The organism is Pseudomonas sp. LBUM920, assembly GCF_003852315.1.
Lineage (GTDB): Bacteria > Pseudomonadota > Gammaproteobacteria > Pseudomonadales > Pseudomonadaceae > Aquipseudomonas.
The window spans coordinates 5,755,935-5,768,051 of the sequence record NZ_CP027762.1 but is presented as its reverse complement, the minus strand read 5'-3'; the positions used below and the strand labels follow the sequence as shown (position 1 = coordinate 5,768,051).

The window sequence follows — 12,117 nt, the reverse complement described above, 5'->3', positions numbered from 1 at the left end:
TTTTCAGTGATCGGGTTTAGTCGCCCGGATTCGATTGGCGCATAAGCAATTCATGAGTCAGGCCTCCCTTCGCCTGCATCTTATGGTGGCTGTGCGCAGGGCACCTTCGGGTGCGCCGGGTTCCCAATCGACCGGTCGACTAACCTGCGTACAGCTGCCGCCTTTCGTTTAGTCGCGGGTAGTGGCAGCTCCAAATTATCGATTGGACTTTTGCTATGGATAACGTTTTTTCGGATTTGCCATCATCGGCTGCGACTAAGCCATTTACTGTTAACGAAGAGCTGAGCTTTGAAGATGCCTGGGTGCGTGTTGCGGAGTTGCTGCAGTGTGCGGTGGCCACGTCGCAGACGCTGGGTGAACCGCTGGGCGCGCCGCATCGGGCGGTGATGCATTTGGTGGAGATGGCGAAGATGGTGGCGGATCGGGCTGTGGAGTGTTTGCAACCGAGGTGATACGAGGCGCTTGCTTCATGTAACTGAAGCAAGCGCAAACGAGCTATCAATCTTGGCTTTGATTTGTAAGTCGGCCCGCAAAGTACTGAGCAGTTTCAGGATCTGTGCAGTAGAGATAGCAGCCCTTCATTCCTCGAGTCATCAAGGTCCGGTACGTGTTCTTGATGATCAAGTCCGTTTCCCGTTTGGCCAGTTCGGGTTGCTCCTTCATCATCTTTTTCCAGCCTCGAATGGATTTGTCGTTCTTATCTCTTGCAAGGGCAGAGGTGAGAACGCGTCCATCACGTACGATGAGATCCGGCCCGATAATCACACCGATGTAATCGACTTCCAGACCTTGGCAAGTATGGATACAGCCGACCTGATCAACCGAATTCTCCGCGATGATCCACAAGCTGCCATCCTGATCCAGATTCCATTGGCGTTTGTAGTCGCTGCCTATAACAATGTCGAACTCTCGAGCATCTTTCTTGCTGCGCCACGGCCAGCAATAACCGGCTACCACTCGGGCTTTGTTGCCGTGGTTTTTTTGCTCGATGGCCGCATGCATGGCTTGAGGTGTGTCGAATATTTTGAATTCATACTCGCTGTTATCGAGCAGTGGGTTGGCGGTTGCACGGATATCAAGCACGTCATCCAGCCACGCCAGATAGCAGTCAGAGCCACTGCAACGGAACTGTGATGACAGCGTGTATTCTTCGACATCCGCCCCTTTGGCTTTTGCAAAGGCGCGGATGGCTTGTTTGCTGCCAATGTCATTCAGGGTGACTCGTTGATCTTCATCGATGAAAAAGACTGAGCACTTGGCCGACTCGATTAATTCCTTGATTTGGTTTTCACCCAAATTTGCGTAAAGCCCGCTTTTTTCGTTCAGCCGGTGGGCCTCGTCGACGATGAGCGAATCAAAGGTGTTGGGGACAGTATCGATGAAGGCGCCTGAGCCTGAGAATAGATTCGAGAAGTGACTACGTTTGACCGTACCCACCAATTTGCTTTCATAAACTTTTCTCGGCGCAGCGTTCTTTGATACGTACTTGCTGAGTAATCCAAGGCTTGTAAGCCTCACGAGCAAGTTGATTGCCAGGACTGTTTTTCCTGTCCCTGGGCCGCCCTCGATGATAATCACCTTCGGCGCAGCCTCAGAAGCGGTGCTGGCCGCTGCAAGTGCGGATTCAAACGTCGCTTTTTGATCGTCGATCAATATAAATTCTGGCTGGCCTTTCAGAAGTCCTTTAAGTGCGTCAGCCAAAGCCTTCGACGGGCGAATTTTTCCGTTGGAAAGCTCATAGAGTATTTCCTTGTTGTCGCCGTGAAGGATGTGTGTCTTGAGAAAGGCGCGCAGCTTTTCCAGCTCATCCGGTCCTTTGAGGAAGAGCGGAGCTTTGCTTATGTACGCCTCGTAATGCGCCGAATTTATGACCCCATCACTGACATAGTTGTGAAGATAAGCGCAGGGGCGGACCTCAATGCTTTTGTCATAGACCGCCTCGTTGAAGCCTTCCAGCAATGCGGCGTACGACCAGACTTGGTAAGAAGGATGGATGGTTTCCACTATTCCGCCACCCAAGGCGGTTTTGACGATTGCGTCCTTAGTGGTCGCTGTCGATTTACTCCACTGCTTTAACTCAATCAGGACGGCGTTCTTACCTTGATTTGCATCCCTGCCAGTCATCAAAAAATCGATACGCTTAGAGGATTGGGGAATGTGCAGTTCAATAGCCAATCCGGCGTCATTCGGCAGTTCCTCATCTCGGAGCACCTTCGCCATGTACGTCAGCGAGCCCTGCCAGGATTTTATCTCCGATGCCCCAACGCGCTTGCCCGTGGCTTCTTTGTAGTGCCTGAGAATGACCTCTTCGATGTCGTCGTTATCGTTGTCTTTGAGGAATTGCTGTTTGGTCGCAGCGTAAACGATCACGAGAAATCCTTAGCGCGTGGTATGTCAGAGTTGGTCGTATTTTTTGCTGGAGCTCTTGGCTTTATCGACTGGGTACTTCAATCCGTTAATCGCGAGTTTGCTTTTGGTGGCTTCGTTCAGATCGACATCCAACACACTGGCCAGGCGGACCAAGTACATAAGGACGTCTGCGAGTTCGTCTTTTACGGCTTGTGCCGTTTCAGGACGCTTTGCCGCTTGCACGGAGTCGGCCTCACTCATCCATTGGAAAATCTCGCAGAGTTCGCCCACTTCACCCGTCAGCGCCAGTAGAAGGTTCTTTGGAGAGTGGAATTGTCGCCAGTCACGATCATCAGCAAAGCGCTGCAATGAAGCAGAAAGATTTTCAACGTTTACCAGGTGCTCGGATGTGCTACCTACTTTGCTCACAGGCTGGCCTCTTGATCGCCGATGGTTATCGCATCCGTAAATGGATTTGGAAAACTAGACGGGGATTGTAAGAGAATTCTTTCTTGCTGTGAGTTTTTTGCGATCTGGCCTTGAGGTCAGTTTTTCGGAGAGCCATTCAGGCTTTTGAGAATGAGGTTACGCGTAAGCCAATCTGATTTAGCTGCGTGTGCTGATCGAGAATTCCAGGCAATAAAAAGCCGGCTTGTGGTTAGCTTTTTATCTGTCTATATCTTTGAAAAACAATGATTTAAGTATTTTTTAAGCTTTCAGATCCCCCACTTGTTCCCCCACTTTTCTGTAGGTTGTGCACGGTATCGACTGGCTTTTTGTGCTCTGAAATTTAGCGTTAGAATTTTTCTGGGTGGTTTGTTTAATCGAGCGTCCTACCTTGTAGCAGTGTTGGTCATCAAGTGCGCCGAACAGACTCGCAGCCTATCCATGCAGTATTGAAGCTGGTTAATTGGTCCAGAGCTAGAGCAGGTTATATAAGGTGACTCTCTAGACTTCCTAAATAACATAAAGATTTAGCGCTGTTTTTAGGGTTTTCCTCTTAATAGGCTATTTCAGTCAAATTTTTAGTTTTTGTGTATTTTTGGTTAAGTAGATTGTGCATGCATTGTTAGAGTGTTTGGTGAATTTTTCAGGGTTTTACTCTTCTTTTGGAGGGACGGAGTAGGAGGCTGTTTGAGGGTGCTTTTTTGAAAGCATCCGTCTCTCCGAGTGAGCCTGCTTGAGTGGTCGGTGGTTTTAAAAAACCCTGGGTGTTTTAAAAAATATCTTGTAAATCAGTAGGTTGATTGGTGTTTGCGCCCTGGGCTGTTTTTGCTATAATAGCCAAACTGCTTAATAACTGGTTGATATCCAATGACTCGAGAATATTCCTTCGTTGACCTTTTTTCTGGGGCAGGGGGATTCACGGAAGGATTTCTTCTAGCTGGAAAAGGTGCGCGTGGCTTTCGTTTGGCAGGTGCTAGTGATCTGCATAATGGCGCAGGCGCTACACACCTTAATAGATTTAATAAGCAGCTCGGAATAGATTATAGATTCCTAGTTAAGGACATCAGGGACGACGATTTCATTGAAAGTATTGTTTCTAATGTTCAGTGGTCAACTGGGCGTGATGATGTAGATGTTGTAGTTGGTGGGCCTCCTTGTCAGGGGTTCTCGTTGTTTGGGAAACGAGATGAAGAAGATCCAAGAAATAATCTTTTCAGATATTATCTTTCTGTAATTGAAACGCTGCGGCCAAAGTACTTTGTCATGGAAAATGTTCCAGGTTTGGCAGTGATGTACGGAGGAACGGTTGTAGAGAAGATTTATGAGGAGGTTGCAAAAATTGGTCCTCATAAGTATAGCTTGACTGGCCCTATATATGTGCGAGCTGAGGAGTTTGGCGTTCCTCAAGCGAGGGAAAGGATTCTATTTATAGGTACAAGAGATGACTGTCCGAGTGTTAGCGGAATTATGCGGCCAGAGCAAAAATCTATTGTGACCACCTCGCAAGCAATAGACGATCTGTCTTTTTTGAATTCCTGGGAGAGCTCGTCTCAATATCATAGCGAATATCCTGCAGTAGGTGAATATCAGAAGGCCTCTCGTAGAGGTAGGTTGTTCCATAAATATGGTATAAAAAACAATGCCGTTGAGTTAAAAAATCACGAGGCTGCGAAACATACGCCTGACGTAATCGCAAGATTCGCGATGATTAAACCCGGTAGCGGATTTGAAAGTATTCCTAGAGAGTTGTGGGATAGGCATCTGAGCTCAAACAAAAAATGGTGTGTCCGTATGCACCCCAATAAGCCTTCGAATACCGTTGTAACTTTGCCTGATGACTTTGTTCACTATTCTAAACCGCGGATTCCAACTGCTCGAGAGATGGCTAGATTACAATCTTTTGATGATACCTTTGAGTTTTTGGGGCCTAGAACTACAGGCGGGGGCGGTGCAGGGAATAAAAATCGAGCTAAAGATTTACCGCAGTATACCCAGATTGGGAATGCTGTTCCGCCTTTGCTGGCGAAAGGAATAGCGGAAACTATTTTGAATGCATTGGATGCTCAGTAGGTAGAATGAAATTTATAGATGCTTATGTAATTGATTTTACAAGTGATAATGAAAAAGTTGGGCTGGCGGATAAAATAAGAGAGGTTAAAGCTTCATATGATGCTTTTTCTGTCGGTAATGCTATACATGCCTTTGAAGAGGTTGTTGAGTTTTATAATTGGCTTGGAAGTAAACATACGAAAGAAACTTATGGTGTGAATAGCAACTTAGCTAGGAATTTGCCAGGCGCGCTAATGCAAGATTGGCTTATTCATGTAATGCTTTCTCTCACTAAAAACACGCCGGAACTGTTTCTTTTTACAGAGGTTAAAGTTCTTTTTGGTAACTACCCTCTCTGGGAAAAAGGTGGCGTTGTCTATAGGCAGCCATCTGAAAAGTCAGATCTGGCTGTTGGCTTTTTGCAGTCTAAAGATGGCGAAATTATAAAGAGTAAGGAGCCATGGCCTAACAAAGTGTATACGGCGCAGCGAGAACTTAATGGGTGCTCTGTTATTCCGCTGATAACGGTGAACTCAAAAATTAGAGTTTCGCAGTCCGAATTTTTTGATTGGCAAGGTAGAGAGCAGCTGATGACTAAAGGTCATCCGCACTGTTTGTCTGTACAGGTGGCTTTAAGAAAAGAGATGGACTATTCTGTTGTCGAGGCTGCTCAGGCAGGAGATAAGTTCTTTTTGTTAGGAGCCGGCGGTGAAACAAATGTCTGCCCTGACAGGGAGGAACTAATAAGATTTATTAAGACAGTGGGCGATCATATACAAGAACGAATGTTTTGATCTTGTGTGTTTTTGTATTGAGGTGTAGGTCGCTGAGTTTTAGTGTTCATTAGCTATTTTGGTGCTAATTATCTGTTCAGTAGATTTTTTGCTTGATGCTTAAGAGGTTGATGTCCAGTGACTCTACCGATCACCGCGAAGTGGGGTTATGGTCCGGTTCACGCTGGATAATCGAGTTTGTACAGTAGTATCATAAGCTCATCGCGCTCGACCAAGTGATGCGGAAACGCCGCGTAATCCGACAATATCTGGCGATCTATCTGTTTGCATCGTTGAGTTCTGGTGAGTCGCTTGAGCGACACCAGTGCACGAATGCCTGTCAACGATCACTGCGCACTTTGACGGTATCGTAATGCCCTTCGCCGAATATGTCCTTTAACGACTGCGGTTCGGCGTAACTCAGTTGCCGACGATAGTCAAAATTAAGCCCATCTCGCCTGCCCGCAAGTGGAATGATCAACCCGTCCTGAAGCCAAGCCGTTGAAATTTCCCCACGTCATCCCGCCAAGAATGTTGAGTGTTATCAGGGATCAAGGCCCCTGCGACCTGTGAGGGTTGTCCACTAACGCGGGACTGGCGGCTCCTTACGACCGGGAGCTAGAGCGTCTCATGATCTGGCCTCCTGAGCATTTCCGAAGAAGTGGGCGGGTGGAGGTTGCGCTGGCTGACGAGACCAGCGCCTCGAGATCCTGAGTCGGGTTAAGGCAGTGAAGCGATGACCGGGGCATGCCTGACTGTCGGTCAGGTGAAGTCCATTCCGTGGACTGCGGCACCATCATCTGCATCGCTGTTGCTGGCGACTTCGGTGTTTGTCACGCCGATTGTCACGATGGGGAACGCCGCAAAGCCTTGTACGAGGTGGGCTGCAGCAGCGGTAAGCGCGCCCGTCTCTTTCCGGGAAAAAGAGACGGGCGCAGGTTGGCGCAATGAAATGGCCAAGCGGATAGGTTGCTGCAGGCAGATGGGTAGGGGGATGTATTTGCCGCAATGGCAATGATCTGAAATAGGCATCCATCACTCGGTGAGTGACCGTGCGAGCCGCCGGACGCTAATCGCACTTCGGGAGAACCACCACAGTGTGGCGTAGCCTTAAAGGTTCGGGCTACCTGGGGTGCTGTAAACGACAGCGCTTTGCCTGATCTTTTCTACGCCTGTGGGTAATTCGGGTCAAGGCTCGAATTTTCAGGAGTTCTGGAGCTGTGGATGAAATTATCCACTGGTGGAAATCCGTGGTTTTCCACAGATAGTTGCGTGGGCTTTAGATTTTTTAAATGAGGTCCATCCAAACAGGGCGGCTTTGCAGCCCTGTTTGGATGGACCCGGCTTGAAAGTCGATAACCAGATACCTTCTTGCCTTACACCTAGGTTGGTTGCGGCCTCATCAATCTTCAGAGGTATCGCGTTGAGTCCCATCAGCGCATTCAGGTGTGGATGTAGCGTAGATGGCCCATGCATTCATCAGCTCTCGTCGCTTATCAAAAAAATCTGATCGAGAGTATGCGCTTTCCGTTTCTCCGCGCTCGTCATGGGCCAGAGCGAGCTCGCAAATATCTCTTGGGAAAGGCGTCATTTCACCTGCCCAGTCCCGGAATGTTGAGCGGAAGCCGTGACGAGTGATGTGCTCATAACCCAGTGCATGTAGCAGATTGCGAATGCCATTAGCGTGCATCACGCCGCTTCGGCCGTGACCGGGGAAAACGTAAGGGCTCTTGGTGTCGATTTTCGGAAGGCGTTTCAAAATTGCGACTACTTCCGTCGCTAGCGGGATCGCGAAGGATTGTCGCGTCTTCATGCGTTCGTCGGGCAAGGACCAGCGGCCTGAGTCCAGATCAAACTCATCCCAGCGCGCAAACCTCACCATATGCGTTCTTGCTCCGGTCAGAATCAGTAGCTGAGCGGCCACTGAGACGTGACTCGGATCCTTGCTCAAGGCCTGCATCAGCTTGGGGAGATCCTGCCACTGTAGTGCCGGATGGTGGATGCGTTTTCGTGCTTTCTTCTTCTCATGCCGGCTTAGCAGGTTTTCCAAGTGGCCGCGCCAGCGTGCTGGATTCTCTCCGGTCCTCAGGCCGCGGGCTTTGGCGGCATCGAGTATCTGTTCGATTTGCCCACGTACTTCGTCAGCTGTCCGCGTTTTGGTTGACCATAGTGGCTGGAGGGCCTTGAGCAGATGTTTGGTCTCGATCTGGTCAACTGATAGCTTCCCTATTGTAGGGAAGGCATAGAGCTCGAGTTTTCTCAGCCAGCCCTTGCGCCATTTCTCCGACCAGCTCAAGCCATGGGCATCTCGGTAGTCGGCGGCCAGTTTCTCGAAGGTAATAAGCTGCGCCAGCTCTCGGCGTTCAGCTTCACGCTGAGCGGCTTGTTCAGCCTGTCGTTTTGCTAGGGGATCTGTGCCGTTGAGGATCTGGACTCTATGTTCATACGCGGCTGCGCGGGCCTTTTTCAGATCGAGTTGAGGATAGCCACCCAACCCCATCTCTCGCCGTTTGCCGTGTAGCTGGAAGCGCAGCACCCAAAATTTTCGACCTGAGTCCTTGATGACCATGCGTAATCCATCGCCGTCTTCATAGGTTCCTGGGTCGCTCAGATTTTTGACTTGTTTCGCGGTCAGCTTGCCCATTTTTCTACGCTCAGTTCCCCCACCAGTTCCCCCACTTTGCAGTGGAAAAGGGTGGTTAAAAACGGAAGTCACAGGAACAAAAGTAGGCTGAAACCACTGATCTAGCAAGGCTGTCGCGGTTTTCAGTAGATGAGGTTGGCTTTCAATAAGACATTAAAAAGCCGGCTTGTGGCCGGCTTCTCGGGGACCGCCTCAGCTTGTTTTTGACAAACCTCACCAGCCTTCAAATCGCTCAGCCCACATCACGTCGGGCTGAATAGTAGGGGCATCAGCGGGAACTCCTCCGCATCGCCAGGCAGGATAAATAGCGCAAAGCCATCCCCTGCCAAATGTGCGGCGGATGATACCCACATTCACCTCAAATGCCTACCTCCGGGTCCGATTTAGAGCCTTCCCAGCCCAGCAGGTGTTCGTCCAGTGGGACCGGTCGGCGGTTGTTAAGGGTGGACCACCAGAATACCCAGCCCACGATCTGAAAGTTCTGTTCGAAGCGTTGCTCGTGGGTGAGGTATTCGTCGGGGTGTTCGCTGGCGTTGTGGCTGCGCATGCGCAGGCCGCCGCCGGGGCGGTTGTAGAGGTATTTGATGCGCAGCATGCCGTCGTGTTCGACGGCGTAGATTTCGCCGTCGGTGATTTGGCTGCGGCCGCGGTCGATGGCGAGGGTGGCGCCTTGCTGGATGATGTCGATCATGCTGTTGTCGACCATGTAGGCGCCTATGGCGCGGTCGGGGTTTACGTTGAGGGTTTCCAGAGTGTGCAGGGAGACGCGGATGCGCTCGGTGGAGGTGAAGGTGGGGTGGAGGGCAATCTCCACGTCGATTTTTTCCGGGAGGCGGGTGGGGCCGGTGAGGTACTTGCCGCTGTCTTCGCGGGTAGGCAGTCCTTTGGTGGTACCGGGGCCTTCCAGCAGGAAGTTGGCCGGTGGGTGTTTGAGGCCTTCGCCGGTGCGCAGCCAACGGCTGGAGACGCAGAGCAGTTCTGCGATCTCGTTGAGTCGGCCCATGGGCACGCCGCGTTTGAACCAGTTGTTCACGTGTTGAGGCGTGACGCCGCGGTTTTTGGCGAAGTCGGAGGCGGAAAGATGAACTTCCCGTAATAACGCTTTTAGTCGATCACCTGATGTATTCATAAACGCAGAGTTTACTGGCCGAAAAAAGACATCAAATAAACTATGCGTTGAATTGCGCGTGTAGGGATTTACTTAGTTGTAGGTCGATATGTCAGTGTCTTAATGCTGTTAAACATGGCGCATTAAACATTGCACTTGGAGTTTAATTTTTCCCACAAAAAAAGCCCCGAATAGTCGGGGCTTTTTTGATTGCCGGGGCAATGAGGAGCGGGTGTCAGCCTTTGTAGGCAGCCACCGACTTCATGATCTCGGCGCGGGCGGCGTCTGCGTTGCCCCAACCGTCGATCTTCACCCATTTGCCTTTTTCGAGGTCTTTGTAGTTCTCGAAGAAGTGCTTGATCTGTTCCAGCAGCAGTGGCGGCAGGTCGGTGTATTCCTTCACGTCCACGTACAGCTGGGACAGCTTGTCGTGGGGTACCGCGATAACTTTGGCATCGCCGCCGCCGTCGTCGGTCATGTTCAGGATGCCGACTGGGCGCGCGCGGATAACCGAGCCTGGGGTAACCGGGTAAGGGGTTACGACCAGCACGTCGAGGGGGTCACCGTCGTCAGCCAGGGTGTTGGGGATGAAACCGTAGTTGGCCGGGTAGAACATTGGGGTGGCCATGAAACGGTCAACGAACAGGCAGTCGCTGTCTTTGTCGATTTCGTATTTGATCGGCGCGTGGTTGGCCGGAATTTCGATGGCGACGTAGATGTCGTTCGGCAGGTCTTTGCCAGCCGGAATCTTGCTGTAGCTCATTGGGCGTTGCCCCCGTAGTTGGCCATGGAACATGGCCGGATTGGCCTAAAAGTGGCGGCGATTATAGGCATATTCTGACGCTGATGCCATGAGTCAGACGTCGTACGGCGCGTGGCGTTCCGTCTGATAGCGCGCATCGCTGGCCTGCAGTTGATGCAGGCGGGCCAGGGGATCCTGGCGATAAAAGCGGCTCAGTTGCGCGTACACCTGTGGATAAGTGCTGACCAGTAAATCCGGGGCGCTGAAAAAATATTCGCTGGTGACGGCAAAGAACTCCGCCGGGTTTTCGGCGGCGTAGGGGTCGATCTCGGTGTCGGCGTCCGGGTTGGCGTCCAGCTGGCGATTGAGGTCATCAAAGGCGCTTTGCATCACGCTGGCCCATTCCTGCACGCGCATGTCGTGGTGCAGCGGCGGCAGGCCATTAGCGTCGCCGTTGAGCATGTCGAGTTTGTGCGCCAGCTCGTGGATCACCAGGTTGTAGCCTTCCCACTGGCCGCTGGCCAGGACGCCGGGCCAGGCGAGAATCACCGGGCCTTGCTGCCAGGCTTCGCCGCTGTGTTCGCCGTCCCACTCATGCTCCACGCCGCTGGCGTCGCGATGGCGTTGCGGGCTGACGAAGTCGTCGGGGTACAGCACGATTTCGTGGAAGCCCTGGTACCAATCGAGGTCGCCCAGGTTCATCAACGGCAATTGCGCCTGGGCGGCGAGCAGCAGGCGCTGTTCCTGGTGCAGCTCGACGCCGGGCAGGGCGGTGAGGTGTTTTTCGGCGAGAAAGACTACGCAGGCTTCGCGCAGCCACTGGTCTTGCTCGGCGCTGATGCCGTCGAGAAAGCTCAGGTGGTGGCGCACCCGTTGCCAGGTGTCATCGGCAATCGGGTGCTTGGCCAGCAGGCGCCGGCGACGCCAGGCGCTGAGGGACCACATCGCCGGTTACTGCGGTTTGGCTTCGGAGGACGAGCGGCCAAAGCGGCTGCGGAACACACCGATGATCATCGGGATCAGCGACAGCAGGATGATAAAGACCACCAGCAGCGACAGGTTCTTCTTGATGAACGGCACATTGCCGAAGAAGTAACCCAGGGTCACCAGGCCGCCGACCCACAGCACGGTGCCGAACACGCTGAACCCGAAGAAGCGCGGGTAAGGCATTTTGGCGATGCCGGCGACGAAGGGCGCGAAGGTACGCAGAATCGGCAGGAAGCGCGCCAGGGTCACGGTTTTACCGCCGTGCTTGTCGTAGAACTCGTGGGTTTTTTGCAGGTAGTCGCGGCGGAAGATTTTCGAGTTCGGGTTGCTGAACAAGCGTTCTCCCACTGTTCGCCCGATCACGTAGTTGGTGCTGTCACCCAGGATGGCCGCCAGCATCAGCAAGCCGCCCAACAGGATCGGGTCCATGCCGCCGCCTGCCGCGATAGCGCCAGCGATGAACAGCAAGGAATCACCGGGCAGGAATGGCATGACCACCAAGCCGGTTTCGCAAAAGATAACCAGGAACAGAATGGCGTAGATCCACACTCCGTAGTTTCTCACCAGCATGTCGAGGTACACGTCGAGATGCAGGATAAGGTCGAGCGGGTTGAAATCCATGGATGGCACCTGTGTGAATGGCCCGGCTCAGCAGGCCAGTGCGGGGTCTACGGGTAAGTAAGGCTACAAGTGTATGCCGTATTTCTTACAACCCTGAAAGGTCCGCATTATACGTATTGAGAGGTGAAAAGCGTGTGGGTTTTGTAGCGGGGCATGTCGCAGGTACTTCCGATCTACATCGATCCGAATGTGGGAGCGGTCGTATGTGGCGAGCGGGCTTACCGTGGCGAGCGGGCTTGCCCCGCGTTGGGCTGCGAAGCGGCCCCCGAGAAGTTCTGCATTCCTTCAGGTATAACTCGGCGCCTGGTTTTGGGGCTGCTGCGCAGCCCAACGCGGGGCAAGCCCGCTCGCCACACTGAACCCGCTCGCCACAGGAAGCTCACTTGCCGCATTAGGA

The 12,117-nt window shown here is 52.2% G+C and carries 11 protein-coding genes; 3 read left to right on the top strand and 8 right to left on the bottom strand.

Annotated elements, in window-relative coordinates:
• The first annotated feature begins 215 nt into the window (after positions 1-215).
• Entirely contained in the window at positions 216-452 is a 237-nt protein-coding gene (locus C4J83_RS26730) for a DUF6124 family protein (protein ID WP_124418544.1), read from the top strand.
• A 46-nt stretch (positions 453-498) separates the two neighbouring features.
• Here C4J83_RS26730 and C4J83_RS26725 read toward each other — a convergent pair whose 3' ends face one another.
• Together C4J83_RS26725 and C4J83_RS26720 are read right to left on the bottom strand one after the other, a co-directional pair.
• A complete protein-coding gene (locus C4J83_RS26725; RefSeq protein ID WP_124418543.1) occupies positions 499-2,370 on the bottom strand; it encodes a DUF2075 domain-containing protein in 1,872 nt (623 codons plus the stop codon).
• Positions 2,371-2,394: 24 nt separating this feature from the next.
• A complete protein-coding gene (locus C4J83_RS26720; protein WP_124418542.1) occupies positions 2,395-2,778 on the bottom strand; it encodes a nucleotide pyrophosphohydrolase in 384 nt (127 codons plus the stop codon).
• A gap of 885 nt (positions 2,779-3,663) precedes the next feature.
• On the opposite strand from C4J83_RS26720, the gene C4J83_RS26715 reads away from it, so the two are divergent.
• Both C4J83_RS26715 and C4J83_RS26710 read left to right on the top strand, forming a co-directional pair.
• Complete coding sequence (locus C4J83_RS26715; RefSeq protein ID WP_124418541.1) at positions 3,664-4,866, top strand: DNA cytosine methyltransferase; 1,203 nt, start codon at positions 3,664-3,666, stop codon at positions 4,864-4,866.
• A 5-nt stretch (positions 4,867-4,871) separates the two neighbouring features.
• Entirely contained in the window at positions 4,872-5,639 is a 768-nt protein-coding gene (locus tag C4J83_RS26710) for a hypothetical protein (RefSeq protein WP_124418540.1), read from the top strand.
• 741 nt (positions 5,640-6,380) lie between these two features.
• On the opposite strand, the gene C4J83_RS26705 is transcribed toward C4J83_RS26710, so the two are convergent.
• The 6 genes from C4J83_RS26705 to C4J83_RS26675 all read right to left on the bottom strand — a co-directional run bounded on the left by C4J83_RS26705 (position 6,381) and on the right by C4J83_RS26675 (position 11,720).
• Positions 6,381-6,650: a hypothetical protein gene (locus tag C4J83_RS26705; RefSeq protein WP_256660626.1), complete on the bottom strand. Its 270-nt coding sequence runs from the start codon at positions 6,648-6,650 to the stop codon at positions 6,381-6,383.
• Between the two features lie 370 nt (positions 6,651-7,020).
• Positions 7,021-8,262, bottom strand: coding sequence for a tyrosine-type recombinase/integrase (locus C4J83_RS26700; RefSeq protein WP_124418539.1), 1,242 nt, complete (start codon positions 8,260-8,262; stop codon positions 7,021-7,023).
• A 358-nt stretch (positions 8,263-8,620) separates the two neighbouring features.
• Positions 8,621-9,391 (bottom strand): LexA family transcriptional regulator, encoded by a 771-nt coding sequence (locus C4J83_RS26690; RefSeq protein ID WP_119741448.1) that lies wholly within the window; start codon positions 9,389-9,391, stop codon positions 8,621-8,623.
• A 214-nt stretch (positions 9,392-9,605) separates the two neighbouring features.
• Positions 9,606-10,133 carry an inorganic diphosphatase gene (ppa, locus tag C4J83_RS26685; protein ID WP_003176323.1) on the bottom strand — a complete coding sequence of 176 codons (528 nt, stop codon included), beginning with the start codon at positions 10,131-10,133 and terminating at the stop codon, positions 9,606-9,608.
• A gap of 93 nt (positions 10,134-10,226) precedes the next feature.
• Positions 10,227-11,057 carry a M90 family metallopeptidase gene (locus C4J83_RS26680; RefSeq protein ID WP_124418538.1) on the bottom strand — a complete coding sequence of 277 codons (831 nt, stop codon included), beginning with the start codon at positions 11,055-11,057 and terminating at the stop codon, positions 10,227-10,229.
• A 6-nt stretch (positions 11,058-11,063) separates the two neighbouring features.
• Positions 11,064-11,720 (bottom strand): DedA family protein, encoded by a 657-nt coding sequence (locus C4J83_RS26675; RefSeq protein ID WP_106579396.1) that lies wholly within the window; start codon positions 11,718-11,720, stop codon positions 11,064-11,066.
• Between the last annotated feature and the right edge of the window lie 397 nt (positions 11,721-12,117).